Annotated in this window: 20 protein-coding genes, 1 tRNA gene and 1 riboswitch; of the genes, 14 read left to right on the forward strand and 7 right to left on the reverse strand. The window is 60.7% G+C overall.

The genetic code is table 11. From position 1 onward, the window contains the following. Positions 1-7: 7 nt before the first annotated feature. The 9 genes from PG899_RS16965 to PG899_RS17005 all read left to right on the forward strand — a co-directional run bounded on the left by PG899_RS16965 (position 8) and on the right by PG899_RS17005 (position 8,474). Positions 8-265 carry a EutN/CcmL family microcompartment protein gene (locus tag PG899_RS16965; protein WP_010634663.1) on the forward strand — a complete coding sequence of 86 codons (258 nt, stop codon included), beginning with the start codon at positions 8-10 and terminating at the stop codon, positions 263-265. A 15-nt stretch (positions 266-280) separates the two neighbouring features. Continuing rightward, a complete protein-coding gene (locus tag PG899_RS16970; protein WP_077097300.1) occupies positions 281-1,435 on the forward strand; it encodes a 1-propanol dehydrogenase PduQ in 1,155 nt (384 codons plus the stop codon). A gap of 25 nt (positions 1,436-1,460) precedes the next feature. After that, complete coding sequence (cutC, locus tag PG899_RS16975; RefSeq protein ID WP_077097302.1) at positions 1,461-4,847, forward strand: choline trimethylamine-lyase; 3,387 nt, start codon at positions 1,461-1,463, stop codon at positions 4,845-4,847. Positions 4,848-4,960: 113 nt separating this feature from the next. Further along, complete coding sequence (gene cutD / locus PG899_RS16980; protein ID WP_179101483.1) at positions 4,961-5,908, forward strand: choline TMA-lyase-activating enzyme; 948 nt, start codon at positions 4,961-4,963, stop codon at positions 5,906-5,908. 12 nt (positions 5,909-5,920) lie between these two features. Beyond that, entirely contained in the window at positions 5,921-6,373 is a 453-nt protein-coding gene (locus tag PG899_RS24300; protein ID WP_077097306.1) for a BMC domain-containing protein, read from the forward strand. Beyond that, complete coding sequence (locus tag PG899_RS16990) at positions 6,370-6,990, forward strand: phosphate propanoyltransferase (protein ID WP_077097308.1); 621 nt, start codon at positions 6,370-6,372, stop codon at positions 6,988-6,990. The genes PG899_RS24300 and PG899_RS16990 overlap by 4 nt, the downstream gene beginning before the upstream one ends. A gap of 11 nt (positions 6,991-7,001) precedes the next feature. After that, entirely contained in the window at positions 7,002-7,694 is a 693-nt protein-coding gene (locus tag PG899_RS16995) for a hypothetical protein (protein WP_077097310.1), read from the forward strand. A 19-nt stretch (positions 7,695-7,713) separates the two neighbouring features. Then, entirely contained in the window at positions 7,714-8,127 is a 414-nt protein-coding gene (locus PG899_RS17000; RefSeq protein ID WP_016350021.1) for a DMT family transporter, read from the forward strand. A gap of 17 nt (positions 8,128-8,144) precedes the next feature. Beyond that, positions 8,145-8,474: a DMT family transporter gene (locus PG899_RS17005; protein WP_010634671.1), complete on the forward strand. Its 330-nt coding sequence runs from the start codon at positions 8,145-8,147 to the stop codon at positions 8,472-8,474. Positions 8,475-8,620: 146 nt separating this feature from the next. Here the strand turns inward: PG899_RS17005 and PG899_RS17010 are convergent. Beyond that, a tRNA-Ser gene (locus PG899_RS17010) sits at positions 8,621-8,710 on the reverse strand. A gap of 421 nt (positions 8,711-9,131) precedes the next feature. Between PG899_RS17010 and PG899_RS17015 the strand changes: the two genes are divergently transcribed. Then, positions 9,132-10,049: a L,D-transpeptidase family protein gene (locus tag PG899_RS17015; protein WP_077097314.1), complete on the forward strand. Its 918-nt coding sequence runs from the start codon at positions 9,132-9,134 to the stop codon at positions 10,047-10,049. Between the two features lie 27 nt (positions 10,050-10,076). After that, positions 10,077-11,075, forward strand: a complete 999-nt coding sequence (locus tag PG899_RS17020) for a DUF481 domain-containing protein (RefSeq protein WP_045529462.1) — start codon at positions 10,077-10,079, stop codon at positions 11,073-11,075. A gap of 149 nt (positions 11,076-11,224) precedes the next feature. Here the strand turns inward: PG899_RS17020 and PG899_RS17025 are convergent, their stop codons facing one another. From PG899_RS17025 to PG899_RS17035, 3 genes are all read right to left on the reverse strand, one after another. Next, entirely contained in the window at positions 11,225-11,944 is a 720-nt protein-coding gene (locus PG899_RS17025) for a MaoC family dehydratase (protein ID WP_077097316.1), read from the reverse strand. 270 nt (positions 11,945-12,214) lie between these two features. Then, entirely contained in the window at positions 12,215-13,171 is a 957-nt protein-coding gene (gene rlmF, locus PG899_RS17030) for a 23S rRNA (adenine(1618)-N(6))-methyltransferase RlmF (RefSeq protein ID WP_077097318.1), read from the reverse strand. A 148-nt stretch (positions 13,172-13,319) separates the two neighbouring features. Next, positions 13,320-13,808 (reverse strand): C40 family peptidase, encoded by a 489-nt coding sequence (locus PG899_RS17035; RefSeq protein WP_005298673.1) that lies wholly within the window; start codon positions 13,806-13,808, stop codon positions 13,320-13,322. A 275-nt stretch (positions 13,809-14,083) separates the two neighbouring features. Here PG899_RS17035 and PG899_RS17040 point away from each other — a divergent pair, with 275 nt between their 5' ends. Together PG899_RS17040 and PG899_RS17045 are read left to right on the forward strand one after the other, a co-directional pair. Continuing rightward, on the forward strand, positions 14,084-14,806 hold the full coding sequence (locus PG899_RS17040; protein ID WP_041216028.1) for a 4'-phosphopantetheinyl transferase family protein: 723 nt from the start codon (positions 14,084-14,086) through the stop codon (positions 14,804-14,806). After that, on the forward strand, positions 14,803-15,651 hold the full coding sequence (locus PG899_RS17045; RefSeq protein ID WP_077097320.1) for a tetratricopeptide repeat protein: 849 nt from the start codon (positions 14,803-14,805) through the stop codon (positions 15,649-15,651). The genes PG899_RS17040 and PG899_RS17045 overlap by 4 nt, the downstream gene beginning before the upstream one ends. A 142-nt stretch (positions 15,652-15,793) precedes the next feature. Here the strand turns inward: PG899_RS17045 and PG899_RS17050 are convergent, their stop codons facing one another. After that, positions 15,794-16,036: an Lpp/OprI family alanine-zipper lipoprotein gene (locus PG899_RS17050; RefSeq protein ID WP_010634682.1), complete on the reverse strand. Its 243-nt coding sequence runs from the start codon at positions 16,034-16,036 to the stop codon at positions 15,794-15,796. Positions 16,037-16,260: 224 nt separating this feature from the next. Further along, positions 16,261-16,914, reverse strand: coding sequence for a 3,4-dihydroxy-2-butanone-4-phosphate synthase (ribB, locus tag PG899_RS17055; protein ID WP_011705223.1), 654 nt, complete (start codon positions 16,912-16,914; stop codon positions 16,261-16,263). A 102-nt stretch (positions 16,915-17,016) separates the two neighbouring features. Beyond that, positions 17,017-17,174, reverse strand: a riboswitch (FMN riboswitch). Between the two features lie 198 nt (positions 17,175-17,372). On the opposite strand from ribB, the gene purU reads away from it, so the two are divergent. Further along, positions 17,373-18,209: a formyltetrahydrofolate deformylase gene (gene purU, locus PG899_RS17060; protein WP_011705222.1), complete on the forward strand. Its 837-nt coding sequence runs from the start codon at positions 17,373-17,375 to the stop codon at positions 18,207-18,209. Between the two features lie 69 nt (positions 18,210-18,278). Here purU and PG899_RS17065 read toward each other — a convergent pair whose 3' ends face one another. Continuing rightward, complete coding sequence (locus tag PG899_RS17065) at positions 18,279-19,541, reverse strand: DUF945 family protein (RefSeq protein WP_011705221.1); 1,263 nt, start codon at positions 19,539-19,541, stop codon at positions 18,279-18,281. Positions 19,542-19,624: the final 83 nt, after the last annotated feature.

The raw sequence follows: 19,624 nt of genomic DNA on the forward strand, positions 1-19,624 counted from the left end.
AAGAACCATGATTCTCGCAAAGGTAACCGGACATGTCGTCGCCACGCAGAAGTGCGATGAGCTGCGTGGCAGCAATCTGCTGCTCATCACCCAGCTGGACGATCAGCAGCAACCGATGAAGGACCGCTCCTGGGTCGCCGTCGACAGTGTCGGCGCAGGCATGCACGACGTCGTACTGGCCGAGGAGTACCTCGCGCTCAACAGAGACCGCTACAAGGCCATGTCGGTGGTCGCCATTGTCGAGAAGGTGTTTCGGGACGCTTGAGGAGTGAATGACCCAATGAGTGAATTTTTGCTGAAACCCCGGATCCGCTTCGGTCAGGACGCCCTGTCCGCCCTGGCTGAAGTGCCCGCCCGCCAGGCGCTGCTGGTCACCGATCAGATGATGGTGAAAGTTGGCCTGGCCGACCGGGTGACGCAGATCCTGCGCCAGCGCGGCATCCCTTTCCAGTGCTGGGACGATGTAGTGGCCGATCCGGACATCACCACGGTCGTGCGCGGCATGAAGCTCATGGACAGCTGCTATCCGGATCTGGTGATCGCGCTCGGCGGCGGTTCGGTGATTGATGCAGCCAAAGCGGTCATGTTCGCCCTGGCGCAAACCCGCCCGAACCTGGGGCGCGAGCGCCCCTGTTTCGTGGCCATCCCGACCACCAGCGGCACCGGTTCGGAAGTGACCAGCTTCTCGGTGGTCAAGGCCCGCAGCGAGAAGCTGGTGCTGGTCGACCCGTCATTGCTGCCGGATATCGCCATTCTCGATCCGTCGCTGGTGGCATCGGTACCGCCCGCCATCACCGCCGACACCGGGATGGACGTGCTGTGCCACGCGCTGGAGGCCTATGTCTCCCGGGCGGCCAGCGACTTTTCCGACGCATTGGCGGAGAAGGTGGTGCAGCAGGTCTTTCGCTACCTGCCCGCCTGCTGGCGCGACGGCCACGATCTGCTGGCGCGGGAGAAGATGCACAACGCCTCTTGCATGGCGGGCATGGCCTTCACCAACGCCTCGCTCGGCATCACCCACAGCCTGGCCCATGCCCTCGGCGGCGTGTTCCGCGTCCCGCACGGGCGTGCCAACGCGCTCCTGATGGCGCAGGTCGTGGCATGGAACGCCGACCACGACGGGCAGTGCGATACCCAGGCCGCCCACAAGTATGCCCGTCTGGCCCACCTGCTGGACCTGCCCGCCCAGACGCCGCGCGAGGGGGTCAACAGCCTGCTGGTGGCCATCCAGGCACTCAAAGACGAGATGAAGATGCCCGCCGGCATTGGCGATACCGGCCTCCTCGCTGCCGATTTCGACCAGCGGCTGGCGGAGATGGTCAGCCAGGCGCTGCGCGACAACTGCACTCCGACCAACCCGCGCGCGCCGGATGCCCGGGCATTGACCGAACTCTATCGCAAGGCATGGTGCGGCACTCTCGCCGCCGGCCATTAAGAACAAGAACTGGAGAACCTACCTCATGGCACACTACAGCTTAACGCCGCGCGTCAACGTGCTGGCTGAACGTTTACTGGCGCACACCAGCACCCTGTGCAGCGAACACGCCACGATTTTGAGCGGGCTGGATGGCGACATCGCGGGCATTCCCGCCGCCGTCAAACCGGCACGCCGCTTTTACGAGCTGATGCGCCAGCTGCCGCTGACCATCAATGCCGACGAGTTGATTGTCGGCAACCAGACCCGCACCCCGCACGGCGCCATTTTCCACGATGAAAGTGCCGGGCAGCGCCCGTCTACCTTCCAGTTCCTGAATCTGAACAGCGCCATCGACTCCCCCGACTACAAGCTGGTGGTGGAGAAGGGTGTGCTGGCCATCAAGCAGCAGCTGGAAGAGAAAACCCGCGCGCTGGGCAGCGCCGTCAGCCGCAGCGGCATGGACGAGGTCAACGGCTGCCGCGCCGCCATCCACGCCTGCGATGCCCTGATGGCACTGGCACAGAACCTGGCCAACAGCGCCGAAACCCTGGCCGCCGCCGAAACCAACCCGTTCCGCCAGGCCGAGCTGCGCGACAGCGCCGCCATTTTGCACCATGTACCGGCCCACCCGGCACGTAACTTCAAAGAGGCCTGCCAGTCGTTCTACCTGTTCCAGCTGGCGCTTCAACTCGACAACGGCAGCTATGCGGTCAACCCGGAAGGGGCCGACAAGGCGCTGCTGCCCTACTTCCAGCGCGACATCGCCAACGGCGCGCTGACCGAGCAACAGGCGTACGAGATCGTCGAGTGCCTGTGGTTCAAACTGGCAGAGCTGAGCGAAGTGCGCGCCACCTGCGCCATCGACGGCTACCCCATGTTTGATGCCCTGCTGCACGGCGCCAGCCTGGAGCAGGCGAGCATCAACCCGCTCTCCGAGATGTTCCTCTGCGCCCAGCAAAACCTGAGCGCCCTCAAGCTGCCGGTTCGCCTCTTTCGCGGAGTGCAGCACGTCTCTGTCGCCCCGTTCGCCGCCTGTGCCGATACGCCGGTGATGGAGGGGCTGACACCACGCCTGCAGCGCCTGCGCAACCACTATCTGACCGTGCGCCCCAGCGTCTCCATCTACCGGGCACTGGCCTTTACCGAGGTCGTCAAGGCCAACCCTGGCATGCCGACCATCTTGCTGCGGGCCAAGGCGTTCCGTCACGCCTGTGAAACCGCCCCCATCCTTATCCAGAACGACGAGCTGATCGTCGGCCACCCGTGCGGCAAGCCGCGCGCCGGCGCCTTCTCGCCGGACATTGCCTGGCGCTGGGTACGCGACGAACTCGAGACCATGAGCACCCGTCCGCAAGATCCCTTTGAAATCAGCGAGGCGGACAAGAAAACCATCCGTGAAGAGATAGTACCGTTCTGGGAAGGTCGCTCGCTGGACGAGATTTGCGAAGCGCAGTACCGGGAAGCCGGCGTCTGGGCCTTCAGCGGCGAGACCTTCGTCAGCGACCTCTCCTACCACCAGATCAACGGGGGCGGCGACACCTGCCCGGGCTACGACGTGCTGCTGTTCACCAAGGGGATGAACGGCATCAAGGCCGACGCCCAGGCCCATCTCGACCAGCTGAGCATGGAGAACCCGGACGACATCGATCGCATCTACTACTACAAGGCAGCGATCGAAACCTGTGAAGGGGTGGTCAACTACGCCCGCCGCATCGCGGCCCATGCCCGTGAACTGGCCGTGAAAGAACAGGATGCCCAGCGCCGCGCCGAGCTGCTGACCATCGCCGAGGTGAACGAGAACGTGCCGGCCAACCCGCCCAAGACCCTGCAAGAAGCGCTGCAGAGCATCTGGACGGTGGAGTCGCTGTTCGAGATCGAGGAGAACCAGACCGGTCTGTCACTCGGTCGGGTCGACCAGTACTGCTACCCCATGTTCGAAGCGGACATCCGCGAGGGCCGCCTGACCCACGAAAGCGCGCTCGAGCTGATGCAGGCCTTCATCATCAAGTGCGCCGAGCTGATGTGGATGTCGAGCGAGCTGGGGGCCAAATACTTCGCCGGATATCAGCCCTTCATCAACCTGACCGTGGGTGGCCAGAAGCGCAGCGGCGGCGATGCCTGCAACGATCTGACCTACCTCATCATGGATGCCGTGCGGTTCGTGAAGGTCTATCAACCGTCGCTGGCCTGCCGCATTCACAACCAGTCACCGCAGAAATACATGGAGAAGATCGTCGACGTCGTGAAGGCGGGGATGGGCTTCCCGGCCTGCCACTTTGACGACTCCCACATCAAGATGATGCTGCGCAAGGGCTTCGACTTTGAAGACGCCCGCGACTACTGCCTGATGGGCTGCGTCGAGCCGCAAAAGTCGGGGCGCATCTATCAGTGGACCTCCACCGGTTACACCCAGTGGCCCATCGCCATCGAGTTCGTGCTCAACCGGGGACGCATGGTGCTGTTCGACAGCCATCAGGGGCTGGATACCGGCGACCTGCGCGAGCTGCGCACCTTCGAGCAGTTCGATGCGGCGGTGAAACAGCAGATTGCCCACATCGTTCGCCTGTCGGCCATCGGCACCGTGATCAGCCAGCGCGTGCACCGCGACGTGGCGCCTAAACCGCTGATGTCACTGCTGGTGGAAGGCTGCATGGAGAAGGGCAAGGACGTCGCCGCCGGTGGCGCCGTGGTCAACCACGGGCCGGGCCTCATCTTCTCGGGGCTGGCGACCTATGTCGACTCCATGGCGGCAATCCGCAAGCTGGTGTTCGAGGAGCAGAGATACACACTCGAACAGATCCGCGATGCGCTGCTGGCCAACTTCGAAGGGTTCGAAGCGCTGCGCCGCGACTGCCTCAATGCGCCCAAGTACGGCAACGACGACAACTACGTCGACCAGTACGCGCTGGATATCACCGAGTGGACCGAGCGAGAGTGCCGCAAGTACAAGATGCTCTACTCCACCCTGAGCCACGGCACCCTCTCCATCTCCAACAACACCCCCATCGGCGAGCTGACCAACGCCACGCCGAACGGACGCCTGGCCTGGATGCCGCTCTCCGACGGCATCAGCCCGACCCAGGGGGCGGACAAGCAGGGGCCGACGGCCATCATCAAGTCCGTCAGCAAGATGAACGTGGAGACCATGAACATCGGCATGGTGCATAACTTCAAGTTCCTCAAGGGGCTGCTGGATACCCAGGAGGGACGCCATGGCCTCATCACCCTGCTGCGTACCGCCTCCATCCTCGGCAATGGCCAGATGCAGTTCAGCTATGTCGACAACGAAGTGCTGAAAAAGGCGCAGCAGGAGCCGGAGAAGTACCGCGACCTCATCGTGCGCGTCGCCGGCTACAGCGCCTATTTCGTCGAGCTGTGCAAAGAGGTGCAGGACGAGATCATCAGCCGCACCGTGATTGAGAAGTTCTGATCGATGCGTTGATAACCCGTCTTTCTTAATCGCCAGAATAACCGGAAGTACTCCGCAATGGCAGGTCGCAAATAATGCGACTGCGGCCTGCCACATCCGGAGAGGAGGCAAGCGTGATCGCAAATAATGAATTAACCGGCCGCATATTCAATATCCAGAAATATTCGATATATGACGGCGATGGCATTCGCACGCTGGTTTTTTTCAAGGGCTGCAACCTTCGCTGTCCCTGGTGCGCCAACCCTGAAGGGCTCAGCAGCCAATTTCAGGTGATGTTTTCACACGACAAATGCATCAACTGCGGTGACTGCGTGAATGTCTGTCCGGCCGGAGTCCATTACCGGGCCGAAGAGAACGGCAGCATGAAACACTTCATCGATCGCAATAAGGATTGCATTGGCTGCCGCAAATGCGAAGAGGTCTGCACCCAGCATGCGCTGGACATCATGGGCAAGGATGTCACCGTCAGCGAGCTGATGGAGATCATCATGCAGGACTATGACTTTTACATCTCCTCCGGCGGTGGCGTCACCATCGGCGGCGGCGAGATGAGCCTGCAGACCGACTTTGCCGTCGCGCTGTTTAGCGAATGCAAGAAAATGATGATCAATACCGCCATCGAGACCCAGGGCACCACCTCGCTGGCCAATTACCAGCAGCTGGCGCCCGTCACCGATACCTTTTTGTTCGATATCAAGCAAATCAACAGCGAACAGCATAAGGCGATGCTGGGTATCGGCAATGAAGGTATTCGCCGCAATCTGGAATGGCTGGTTGATTACGGCGCCAAGGTGATTGTGCGCATGCCGCTCATCCGTGGATATAACGATTCATGGGATGCCATTACCGGCGCCATCGAATATGTACAGAAATTGGCAAAGCGGGGAAATATCCTGCGGATCGACATGCTGCCGTACCACCAGCTGGGCCGCAAGAAATATGAGCGGCTGGATATGCCCTACCCGATTGCGCAAGACCCCTCTTACACGCCGGACGAATTGGATCGGCTGGAGGCCTTCTTTGCACAATTTGATTTCGATATTCGCTTGGTCCGCCATTAACAGGAGTCGACGATGAAAAGTTTGGGCGTAATTGAAACGCGAGGATTGGTCGCCGCCATTCAGGCGGTGGACGCCGCCTGCAAAGCGGCAGGCGTCAGCTGCATCGGCTATCGCAAGGTGGGCTCAGGGTTGGTGAGTGTCTGCTTCGAAGGGGAGATCAGCGCCATCCATACCGCCATCGAGCGTGGCGTCGCGGTGGCCGCCACCATCGACCAGCAGGTCCATTCCCTGGTGATTGCCCGTCCGGAGCCAAGCGCGGTAGCGGCGCTCGGCAACCTCAAGGGCTACCCGCCGCGCGCACCGGCCAACACCAAGAAGGAGATGACTACCGCAACAAGCGCTGTGCCGGCCCTGTCACCGGAAAGCAGTGCCGATACCGAACCGGCCACTCCACCTGCCAGCCAGCCAGCCGCGGATCAGGCGGAAGACCGACAGGCCGCGGCAAGAAAAGGGAAGAAAGCATGATCGATCCCCAACTGCATCAAAAGATCGCTGCCCGTCTGAGCCTGGTCAGCCCGGCGATCCCGGTCGGCATCTCGAATCGCCACGTCCACCTGGCACAACAGGATGTGGAGGCCCTGTTCGGCAAGGGCTACACCCTGACGCCGCTCAAACCGCTGCGCCAGCCGGGCCAGTTTGCCGCCGAAGAGTGCGTCACCGTGGTCGGCCCCAAGGGCTCGCTGACCCGGGTGCGGGTGCTCGGCCCGACCCGGCCGGTTTCACAGCTGGAGATCTCCCGCGCTGACTGCTTCACCCTCGGCATCAAGGCGCCGGTCCGTGAGTCAGGCCAGCTGGAAAATACCGGCAGCGCCCTGCTCATCGGCCCCGCCGGCCACGTGGAGTTGCGCTCCCAGGTGATCTGCGCCTGGCGCCATATCCACCTCTCGCCACAAGACGCTCGCCAGCTGAACGTGACCCACGGCCAGAAGGTGAGCGTGCGCAGCGACGGCGAGCGCCAGCTGACCTTCGATGAGGTGGTGGTACGGGTGCGCGACGATTTCGCGCTGGAATTTCACATCGATACCGAAGAGGCCAACGCCGCCGGCTTGAAAAACGGCGCGCAGGTCAAGCTGCTCGGCTAACGGAGATCCCCATGACAGACCAACAGATTGAACGCCTGGTCGAACAGATGCTCAGGCGCATGCAGCCACCGCTGCTGGTGATGGTGACCGCGGCCCAGGGCTATCGGCAGGCCATTCGAAATCGTCTGGCCGGCTGTGGGCAGCCCCTGCAGCTTGCGCTGGCAGCAGACATCGAGGATGGCGCGCTGTGGCAACCGCTGGGGGAGACAGTGCCGGCCAGCGTCTGGCAACAGGCCCTGCCGCCCGCCCCCTATCGCGCGCTGGTGCTGCCCTTTCTCGACTACCCGCTGGCGATGGACCTGCTGAGCGGCTCGCTGCAAAGCCCCGTCGCCCGGCGGCTGCACGACGCCCTGCTGAGCGGCTTGCCGGTGCTGGCGCTGCGCTATCACTGCGATCCCGCCAGCGAGCTGAACCAGCTGCTGGGGGCGCAACCGGGCACGCCATACGCCAAGCACATGCAGGCGGCGCTCAGCCGTCTGGGCGAGATAGGTGTGGTGCTGTGCACCATGAATGAACTGCTGGAGAGGCTGGCTCCGGCGAACGACGCAGCCCCTGTGCCGGCGGGCACGGCGCGCCGTTATCTCACGGTCAGCGATGTAGAGAAGGATCCGGCGCTGGCACAGACGGCCGAGGCCCAACTGACCGATGCCGCCATCGATTTTTTGAAAAGCAGAAGAAAAGAAAAACAACCTTACCTTAAATAACAAACCCGGAGTTTAACTTATGTCTTCAAAAACAAAATGTTGGCTATGGATGCTGCTGGTGATCGTGTCCGAAACCTCGGCCACCTCCACCCTCAAGATGTTTGGCAGCAGTGAAGGAACCACCAAGATGCTGCTGCTCGGCCTGCTCGTGCTGCTCTATTGCACCTGCTACTACTCCCTCTCCCGCGCGGTAAAAGACATTCCCGTTGGGCTTGCCTACGCCACCTGGTCCGGCACCGGCATCCTGGTGGTCTCCACGCTGGGGATGGCGTTTTACGGCCAGCACCCGGACACCGCCGCCATGATCGGCATGGCCGTCATCGCCAGCGGCATCGTCATCATGAACCTGTTCTCCAAGATGGGCAGCGAAGAGGGCAGCGATGCCTCCGCCGAGCCCCTCACTCCCCCCATGAACAACAACATCGCCAACTGACGCAAAAGGAATGACCCATGTTTAATTTCGGATTTTTATGGCTGGCGCTCTCTATCGGCTCTGAAATCACCGGCACCTCGATGATCAAGAAGACCAACGGTTTCAGCAGACTGGGGCCATCCATACTGGTCGTTTGCGCCTACAGCCTGTGCTACTTCGCCCTCACCCGTGCCATGAGCACCATTCCGGTCGGGGTAGCCTATTCGCTCTGGTGTGGCTTCGGCATCGTCGGGGTCACCATCTGCTCGATGCTCCTCTACAAGCAAAAACCGGATCTGCCCGCCATCCTGGCGATGGCGCTGATCATCTCGGGCGGGGTGATCATGAATGTCTTCTCCAGCATGTAACGCCGTGACAAGACCCTGGCAGTGGCGCTCTGCCCCTGCCACCGGCGCGCCGGCATGCCAGCCCTGACACGCCCTGCCGGGTAACAAGCCGGCAAGCGTGCAAATAGAGAAAGGCCCAAGCTGTCTGGCAGCTTGGGCCTTGAAGATGGCGGAGAGACAGGGATTCGAACCCTGGGTGGCATTGCTGCCACAATTGATTTCGAGTCAATCCCGTTCGGCCACTCCGGCATCTCTCCACGGGGCATCATTGTTACCGGAGCCGCCTCTGGAAATCAACTTGAATCTCTTTAAAGATCAAACGACTGCACATAAAACCAGCAGGTGAGCGTGCACCCGGTGGCGAGATACTCTCCGCTGTCGTGCCTGCTGTCGATGCAGTACCGACGCCGAGACACGTCCCCTGCACCGGTGCCGCCGGTGCTACTCACCACTCATCCCCTCTCCCACCGCCCGCCAGGCATGCTGTTCATTGCAGGTTATGCTGCCTTGCATTAAAAACGGGCAAGAAACGGTCAACATGATGGATTGCCACGTCGGGACCCGGCTGTAGCCCTGGCCGGCCAAGCTGGCAATCGTCACCCGTTTGACTGACAATTTCCCCCTTTTACCCAAGGCGGTCGCCTCGCGGCCCCCTCATCTCAATCAGACAGGAAGTACATGTTCATAGCACGAACCCTCTCATTGCTGGCGCTGACCGCCAGCCTGCTGACGGCTCCGGTCCTCGCCACCACCTACCCGCTGCCCCCGGCAGGCAGCCGCCTGATCGGCGAACTGGAGGACTACATAGTCCAGCCAGATGAACATCTTGAGCTCATCGGCAAGCACACCCAGATTGGTTTTCTGGCGCTGCTCGAAGCCAATCCGGGGGTCGATCCCTATTTGCCCAAACCGGGCACCCGGCTGACCCTGCCGACCCAGATGCTGCTGCCGGACGTGCCTCGCGAGGGCATCGTCATCAATCTGCCGGAGCTGCGCCTCTACTATTTCCCGAAAGGCAAAAGCGAGGTGATGGTGCTGCCCATCGGGATCGGTGACATAGGGCGAGAGACGCCGGAGATGACCACCACGGTGATCGCCAAGAACCCCAATCCGACCTGGGTGCCTGGCCCCATGGTGCGCAAGTCCTGGCTCGAGCAAAAAGGGATCACCCTGCCGGCGGTGGTGCCGCCCGGTCCCGACAATCCCCTCGGCAAATTCGCCATGCGCCTCGGTTATGGCAAGCAGGACTACCTCATCCACGGCACCAACAAGGATTTTGGCGTCGGTCTGCGGGTCAGCGCCGGCTGTATTCGGCTGCGCCCCGACGACATCGAGGCCCTGTTCAAGATTGTCCCCATCGGCACTCAGGTGCGGGTCATCAACCAGCCGGTCAAAACCGCCATCGAGCCCGATGGCCGCCACTGGCTGGAGGTGCACTCACCGCTCTCTCGTACCGAACTGGAGCTGGAGCAGGGTGCCCCGCTGATCCTCTCCCCTGAGGTGGAGGCCTTCATCGCCAAACCGGAAGTCGATGGTGACAAGGCCGCCGGCGTGCTAAACAGCAAGAACGGTATCCCCCGTCCCGTCAGCGGCTGATGGCCAACCATGTTCACGAGGATCTTCATGAGCTACCGCGTTTTTTGTCTGCTGGCCCTGCTGCTGAGCCCGGCGGTATCGGCCGACATCCTCTGGATGGACAACGGTGACCGGCTGACCGGCACCATAGAGGAAATAGGTGACCAGCAAGTGCGCATCGCGCTCCCTTACAGCGCCCCCGTCACCGTCAAGCGCGAGGCGGTCAAGCGCTGGCGCATCGAGAAGCAGGACAAACCCAAACCGACCGTCAAGACCGGCATTACCCTGCTGGCCCTGACGCCGGATGACCAGAAAGCCTGGCTGTGGAGCGGCAGCAGCGATCTGAACGTCAAGCTCAAGCACAGCGACAAGCAGACCAACAACGTCAACCTGAAGGCCTCCACCGAGGTGGCCAACCTCGACTGGCGCTATACGCTGGATGGGGAGTACATCTACGAGACCGCCAACAACGTCACCAACAGCCATGAGTACCGGCTCAAGCCCATGCTGGACTTCTTCTTCGACCAGCGCTGGTTTCTGCGCTCCGCCGTCGACTTTGAATACCAGATGCTGGACCCCGAATACATGGATGTGGGCTATGTGACCGGGCCTGGTTACCGGTTCTGGAACGACAAGCGGCGACGGCTGGAGCTGATCAGCCAGGCAGGATTGGAGCGTTCCTACTTCCGACCGGGTTATTGGGACGACTTCATCATCCCCGATATCTTCAACGACAGGATCATCAACTATCCCCTGATGGGCCTTGGCTGGGACTACCGCCAACCCATCGCACTCTGGTCGGAGCAACTGGAGCTGTTCAGCAAGGGCACCTACAAGCGCTATCTGGACCAGCCCTCGACCTACATCACCCGGGAGCAGGCCGTAAAAGGCAGCCTGGGGATGCGCTACTACTTCAACGATCACCTGCGCCTCTCCTGGTCGAGCGAGCTCGATTGGGAAGACTCCAGATTGGATTATCAAGGTGTTCAGACACCCTTATCAGGCAAAGAGTGGCGCCATTTGATCAGCTTGGGGGCCAGCTTCTAGCCCTCGGGGCAAGCCATGGATGTGTGAGTGGCGCCTACATAGAGGCAACATAGGCAAGTGCAACAAACCGCCATAAACAAAACAGGCTCACCGAGGTGAGCCTGTTTTTTTCAATACGATTCGTGCCAGCGGGTGACACCGTCCCCCCGTCAGAAGTAGATCCGGGTGACCGATTCAATGACGCAGCCTGGGCGACGAATACCCTCGATCTCGACCTTGATCTCCTTGAGCAGCTCCAGCCCACCCTTGATCGGGGTAACCCGAGCCAGCTTGGTGCGGGCACGGATGTTGCTGTCCACCTTGATGGGGTACGGGAAACGCACCTGATCCAGGCCGAAGTTCACCACCATGCGGGCGGTCGGAAACTCGGGGGCGGCCTCGTTGATGCTGCCCGTCAACCGCGGCAACAACGCCAGGGTCAGGAAGCCATGGGCAATGGTGGTCTTGAACGGTGACTCGGCCGCTGCGCGCTCCGGATCGGTGTGGATCCACTGGTTGTCACCGGTCACGGCGGCAAACTCGTTGATCATCTGCTGGTTGACCAGCAGCCACTCACCGACATGGGTCTCTTCGCCGATGCGCTCCTGCAAGGTGGAAAACAAGGCTGCTGCCTCGCCGCTGAGTTCGACGGCAGGGGTATCCAGCGGCACGGGCTGGCCGTTGACGGCTTGCGCCGCGCCCTGCTGTTGCTGCGTGGACTGGCTGTCGCTCTGCAAATCCAGCACCCGGCCCAGCAGAGGGTGGAGGTGTGCCTTTTGCTGAAACTCACGCCAGTAGTCGCGGATCGCCGGAGAGAGCCAATCCTTGAGCTCAAAGGGGTGCTGCGCCAGTATTTCGCGCTTGCGCTTCAGAAAATCGACAACTTTCATGTACCGATCCCTATTCGATTCAAAGCCTGTAAAGAGGTCTAACCAGTCCTATTTTATGAAAGTTTCAACTGCAAGTGCAAAAAAATCTCAGCGTACAACTGTACCGAGGATGAAAGTGATCACTAACATGCAGGCGCCAACCCAGATGACACAAGGGGAAAAACGATTGTCGTGGGTGCCGGGTATCGACCCAGACTGACCACTGACGCTCCCCAAAAAACAGGGGAATACCATCGGTATACCCCTTGTCGTTGTCCCGCTTCAGTCGGCTCAGGCGTTATTGTGCGCCATCGGCGACCACCACTGTTTGCTGGCCGCCTCGTCCAGGAAAGACCAGGCCAGGACCCGGCTGATCTTGTTGCCCTGGGCCATCTCGAGCACCCGCACCTGACGGGCCCCGACCCGGCTCAGCCCCTGCTTGGCCGCCGGCAGGTTCTCTTTTTTTGACACCAGCGAGCTAAACCAGAGGCACTGGCTGGCGAATGCTTTGCTCTGAGTGATCATACTGGCCAGAAAGGCGGCCTCCCCCCCTTCGCACCAGAGCTCGGCCCTCTGGCCGCCGAAATTGAGCACCGGCTTGGCCGTCGCCTCCTTGCCCAGGTTGCGCAGCTTGCGCTCCGTTCCCTTGCTCGCCTCTGCCAGTGAAGCATGAAAGGGAGGATTGCAGAGGGTCAGCGCAAAACGCTCGCGCGGCGCCACAATCCCCTGAAAGATGTCGCCGGCCCTGCCCTGCAGACGGCATTCGATCTGGCTGCCCAGCCCGTTGCTCTTGGCCAGCAGGGTAGCGGCCTTGACCGACACCGGATCGATGTCGGAGCCGACAAAGCGCCAGCCATATTCGCGGGCCCCCAGCAGCGGATAGATGCAGTTAGCACCGACCCCGATATCCAGCACCCGCACACTCTTGCCGGTCGGCACCTTGCCGGCACTCTCGGCCAGCAGATCGGCCACCCGATGCAGATAGTCCACCCGCCCCGGAATGGGCGGGCAGAGATAACCGGCCGGCAGATCCCAGTGCGCAATGCCATAGTGCAGCGCCAGCAACGCCTTGTTCAGCGCCTTGACGGCGGCCGGATCGGCAAAGTCCAGGGTCTGGGTACCGTGCTCGTTGACGAACACGAAGGGTTGCAGCTCGGGGGTACGCTGGCAGAGCGCATCGAAATCATAGGGAGCCTGATGGCGATTGCGTGGATGCAATCCGGATTTGCGGTCGGAATGGGTCTTCATGCTGGGCCTGCCGAGGAAAACGGGCCCACACTATAGTGACTTGGCCCCGGAAAGTCTAAATGACGGCCATAAAAAACCGGGCTGTCGAGCCCGGTTCAAGTGAGGTTGGAAAAACAGTCCGTACTGCGAGCCGTTTGTCCAGCCTGACTCAGATGTCGATCCGGCGTGCCTGCCAGAATTTGCTGCGCCAGTAGGAGCTGTCGAGCTTGGAGCGCGTCACCCCGGCGCGGGTGGAGGCGTGAATGAATTCACCATTGCCCACATAGATGCCGACATGATTGAGACGGCGATTGATCTTGAAGAAGACCAGATCACCTTCGACCAGATCCTGCTTGGAAACGCGGGTGCCTTCATGGACTTGGGAGCGGGTATCACGGGGAAGTTCGATGCCGACGGCGTTGCGGAACACTTCACGGGCGAAGGCGGAACAATCGATACCGCGCTGGCTGCTGCCGCCCATGCGGTAAGGAACACCGCGCCACTCTTTGTATACTGTCAGGATTTCGTTTACATCTGGGGTTTGCGAAGCTTCCGGTTCAATAACGGGTTCCATCATGGAAACTTCAATCTTGCTCGCGACCTCGGGCTGGGGTGCCGAGGCACAACCCACCATTCCGAGCGCGACCAGCAGTAGCATCAGGTGGCGCAATCCTTTATCCCCGCAAAATAGTAAAACTTGTTAAAATACGGCCCGAACGGGCAATTTATAAGGCAACAGCACCCGACTATATCCAAGAATTCTATCGAGGCAAGCGAAAATCCCTATCGACATCACATTTTTGCAAGGAAATGCATTATTTTTCCTGATTAATGTGATCGTGGCCAAACAATATACAATCTCGAAAGGGGCCACCCAGGCCGGATCAAACTGACTTTTATCGCTGTTTCAGCATGCTTTTTAAGTGAAAAATTATGATCTCTGTGGATCTCTATTTGTTAAAACCGGCAAACACGGACGCCGACCAGCTGAGCCTGCTGCAAACCCTGCTCTCCCCCGAAGAACGGCAGACATGGCAGTCAATCGGTCAGCTGGCACGCCGCCAGGAGTACCTGCTCAGCCGTGGCTTGCTGCGACGGCTGCTGGCCGAGCGCCTGCAGTGCCGCCCCGATGCGCTGCAGTTTTGCAGCAACCCGCACGGCAAGCCGGCGCTGAGCGACGGGCGCTGGCAGTTCAACCTCAGCCACAGCGGTGACTGGCTGGCGATCGCCCTCTGTGCCGCCGGCCCGCTCGGAGTGGATATAGAGATGGGTCAGCGGCGTCGCCAGATTCTGCCACTGGCCTGCCGTTTTTATGCGCAGAGTGAATATGAGTGGCTGCTCGCCCTACCCGAGGCGGAGCAAGAGCCGGCCTTCTATCGGCTCTGGTCGCGTAAGGAGGCGGTATTGAAGGCTCAAGGCGCTGGCATCGCCGCCGGCCTCGACAAGGTGCGCTTCGTGCCAGAGGAAGCGTGGCGGCTCGACAACCAACTCGATGAACAGGATTACCGGGTGCAGGATTGGCCCATCGGCCGAGGCTGGCTCAGCCTGGCGGCACCGACTCTCGCCGTCAACGGCTGGCTGCTCGACGGCAGCTTGAATTCTGTGCCCATCAACCCCATGTTAACTCACACCATTTTCCAAGAGTCAGCCTCATGATCGTCGACATCCATCCCCAGAATTTCCAAAGCGCCCTGATCGATGCTTCCATGAAAAAGCCGATCGTCATCTATTTCCACGCCCCCCAGATGCCGGAGTGTCAAGCCATGACCCCGCAGGTGGAAGCGTTGGTCGGTCCGGCCAATCCCCAGGTGACCCTGGCCAAAGTGGACATGAACGATCCGCAGTTGCAGCCGCTGGCTGGCCAGCTCGGCCTGCGCGCCCTGCCGGCGCTGGTACTGTTCCACCAGGGCCGCCCTGACGAGCAGGCCATTCTGGAAGGCCCGCAGGACGAAGCCACCCTGCGCCACTACTTTGCCGCCTTCGCCCCCAAGGAGGAGGAGTTGCTGTTCGAACAGGGGCAACAGGCACTGGCGGAGGGTCAGGCGGACCTTGCCTATGCCCATCTCGGCAAGGCCCATCAGCTGGCACCGGAGCGCCACGACATCAGCCTGTGGCTCATTCAGGCGGCGCTCGATCTCAATCTGCTGGACGAAGCGCAGGAGCGACTGGGCAAGATCCCGATGATCGCCCAGGACGATCACTACCAGACCCTGACATCCCGGCTGGCACTGGCCCAGCAGGCCGCCGACAGCCCGGAGCTGCGGGCGCTGGAAGCCCGTCACCAGCAGGAGCCGGACAACTTTGCCCTGGCCCAGGAGCTGGCGGTGCAATACAGCCAGGCCGGCCGGCAGGAAGAGGCGCTGACGCTGCTGTTTGCCATCCTCAAGCGGGATCTCGCCTTCGGTGATGCCAAGAAGACCTATCTCGACATCCTGACCACCATGGGCAGCAACCCGGCGGCGCAGAGCTACCGTCGCAAGCTCTACAGCCTGCTCTACTGATCGATGCGGAAATGAAAAACGGGGTGATGCCGAGTGTTCGGCATTGCCTTGTCAGGCGGGTATCAGCGGGGAAAACGCGGGAATTTGACGAATTTCAGGCAAAAAAAAATGGCGCATAACTGCGCCATTTTTTTCGCATGGATTACTTCTTGTAGGAAGTAGCCATGTTGTCGATGCGCTGGTTAGCACGCATAGCTTCTTGCTTGGCTTCTGCAACATCAGCAGCGATCTTGGATTGATCAGCACGAACAGCGCTAACATCTTGAGCCAGTTGGTCAACTTTGTTAGACAGATTCTGAACGGAAGTTTCCAGTTCGCTGGTGTTTGCACAACCGCCCAGCAGAGCGGACAGACCAACAACACCTACCAACAACATTTTTTTCATTTTAAAAGCTCCCTTTAACTCGCCAGACGTTTAGCAAGCGGCGTGATTATGGCACAAAAAAATCATAGTTTGGATAGGCCCCATCACAGATAAATGCATTAAAACCCTCATTTTTTTTTAAACGTACACTTTTTGTGCAAAGTTAAGCCAAAAATGAGGGTCTCTGGATGAGGTTCGCACAAAGCGTAACCAAATTTTGGGCTTATTACAATTTCGTATGAGGCTCAGGCTGAACGTTCTGACAGCAATTGACGATATTGCACCAGATCCTCGATGGTCAGCACCGGCATCTGATGCTGGCGACCGAATGCCACCAGATCCGGCAGCCGCGCCATGGAACCATCTTCCTTGGTCAGTTCGCACAACACCCCGAACGGTTTGAGTCCGGCCAGCTGCATCAGATCGACCGTGGCTTCGGTGTGGCCGCGACGGGTCAACACCCCGCCGGTGCGGGCCCGCAGCGGGAAGACGTGGCCCGGGCGGTGCAGGTCTGACGGTCTGGCGCCGTCGGCGATGGCGGCCCGGATGGTGGTGATGCGATCGGCCGCCGACACGCCGGTGGTCACCCCCTGCGCCGCTTCGATGGTCACGGTGAAGGCGGTCTGATAATGGCTGGAGTTGGCCTCCACCATCATCGGCAGTTCGAGCTGGCGTACCCGTTCGTCGGTCAGGCAGAGGCAGACGATGCCGGAACACTCGCGGATCATCATCGCCATCTGTTCGTTGGTCATGGATTCGGCGGCGAAGATGAGATCCCCTTCGTTCTCCCGATCTTCATCGTCGGCCACCAGCACGCCGCGGCCGGCACGCAGAGCCGCCAGCGCCGCTTCGACACGGGCAATGGGATCACCAAATTCACTGAGAAGAGACTGATTCATGGTAAGACTCCTAAACAAGACAAGGACCAGAATCAGGGCATGGAAAGGCAGACAGAGATAGGTATGCAGCGGCCGGCCCATGGGGCTTGCCTGCAATATCTGTCTTATCCTCTTTCATCCGGACTATGACCGTCGGCTCCGGCATCTCACCGGATCTGCTGACCCCGTCCCGGTGCAATACCGGGTCGGGCGCTCGCGGGCTCCCCGAGTCACATCGGGATACCGCCGGTGGGGAATTTCACCCCGCCCTGAGAATAAGCGCAGACAGCGTAAAGAAAAAAAACGCCGGATACCAGCCCAAAACCCATCAAAGATGAATAGCGTACCGCTTGTGGCCGCATTGCATCAGGGCGCACGGCGCACTGTCTTTTCTGATTTTGTTTGTGGCATAGTGCCTGAAAAAACGCGCAGCCTGCGCAGACTCAGGCGCCAACAACACAAACGGAATCATGACAGAGATGGAAAAGAAAATACTGCTGACGGACTGCCCGGACGCCAAGGGCCTCATCGCCAAGATCACCAACATCTGCTATAAGCACCAGCTCAACATCAACAAGAACGACGAGTTCGTGGATCACGAGAATGGCCGCTTCTTCATGCGCACCGAGCTGGAGGGACGCTTCAACGACGAGACCCTGCTGGCCGACCTCGATGATGCCCTCCCCGCCGGTGCCCAGCGCCGCCTGGTCAAGGCCGGCAAGAAGCGCATCGTCATCCTGGTGACCAAGGAGACCCACTGCCTCGGCGACATCCTGATGAAGAACTACGCCGGTGCGCTGGACATGGACATAGTCGCGGTGATCGGCAACTACGACACCCTCGCCGAGCTGACCGGCAAGTTCGACATTCCGTTCCACACCGTCAGCCACGAGGATCTGAGCCGCACCGAGCATGAAGAGCAGGTACGCGCCATCATCGACGGCTACCAGCCCGACTACGTGGTGCTGGCCAAGTACATGCGGGTGCTGACCCCGAGTTTCGTCGAGGCCTATCCGCGCAAGATCATCAACATCCACCACTCCTTCCTGCCCGCCTTCATCGGTGCCCGCCCCTATCGCCAGGCGTTCGATCGCGGGGTCAAGCTGATCGGCGCCACCGCCCACTTCGTCACCGACGATCTGGATGAGGGCCCCATCGTCGAGCAGGACGTGATCCACGTCGATCACACCTTCAGCGCCGACGACATGGCCAAGGCCGGCCGCGACGTGGAGAAATCGGTGCTGAGCCGGGCACTGGAGCTGGTGCTGAACGAGCGGGTGTTCGTCTACGGCAACAAGACGGTGGTATTCAAGTAATCCCGGCCACTGAAAACAACAAAGGCTCCCGCGGGAGCCTTTGTTTTATGTGCACGAAAGCAACGTCAATCAGAGCGGCAGACCGTTGACGGTCATGGCGCCCTTGTCGAGCTTGAGCTCGGCCGTCAGCTGCTCCTTGTCCGCCTTGAGGTAACCCATGGCGGCGAACTGATCCAGCATGGGCGCCAGCTGCGGCACCGCCTTGCCCAGCTTGCCGCTCAGGTTCGCGTGCAGCAGGCCGGAGAGCGCGTGCATCCCCTCTTCGCTGTTGAACAGCTGCTCGAGCGAGGTGGCCGCCAGCTTGATGTCGCCCTTCATGGCCACCGGCTCGCCATTGAGATGGGAGCTCAAGTCCACCAGCTCCAGCGTGGCGCCACGCTTGAGCATCTTGTCTAGCGCCTGCTGGATCGCTTCCTCTTCCACGCCCTGGCCGCTGGAGGCCTGCAGCGCCTGATAGCCTTCCAGATCAAGCCCCTTCAGATTGAGGGCAAGCTTGCTCTGGGTCAGCGCCAGGTTGTCGGTCTCGTTCTCCAGATTGAGGGTGTCCACCTTCATCTGGTAGCTGCTGGAGAGGGTCTGGGCATCATCCCCCGCCAGCTGGGTTTCGGTGGTCAGTCCCTGCAGGGAGACCTTGACGCTGTCCGGCAGCTGTACCGACAGCGCGGAGAGGGTCATGTCGCTGCGCGGAGAGAGCCAGATCCCGCTGATCTCGGCCATGTCGGCACTGCCCTTGAGCTCGGCCAGTACCATGTCCATCTTGTTCTGCTCTTCGTGCACCGTCATGCCCTGCCAGTGGAAGGTGACGTGACCATTGCCTTCCAGATCGCCGTGATAGTCGCCCTTCATCGGCAGGAAGTTGAACTCGTCGAGCCCCTGCTTGATCTTGAACTCGTTGGCCCAGAAGCGGCTGCTGTTGCTGGCGGTCCACAGGCTGCTGACCGACTCGATGCCGAACTGCCACTGCTCCATCTTGAAGGCGTTGAACACCGGCGCCAGCGAACCCTGCTTGGTGTCGAGCAGCATGTGGCTCTTGATGTAGAGCGGCAGGATGCGGCTGTTGACGATGAACTGCGCCTCGACCGGCTCACTCCCCTCCAGCTGACCATCCAGGCTGGCCAGGGTCTGCGGGGTGACGACCACCTTCAGCACACCATCGCGGGCGAACAGGTTGCTCGAACTCGGCTGCCAACTCAGTTCGACGCCGCTCTCCTGCTTCACCTTGGCGATCTGCTCGGCCATGATGCGATCGAACGTGTTGCCCGTGTACCAGCAGGCACCCAGCCCACCCACCACCAAGGCCGCCGTGACGGCCAGCGCTACTCGCTTCTTCATCTTCTTCTGTTTCTCCAGGGAGTGATTGCCGCACTCTACGGGGCCAGCTTGGGGCTAGGCAAGCGCAATTCGGCGCCTGCCGC

This window comes from Aeromonas sp. QDB39 (genome assembly GCF_027707585.1).
Lineage (GTDB): Bacteria > Pseudomonadota > Gammaproteobacteria > Enterobacterales > Aeromonadaceae > Aeromonas > Aeromonas hydrophila.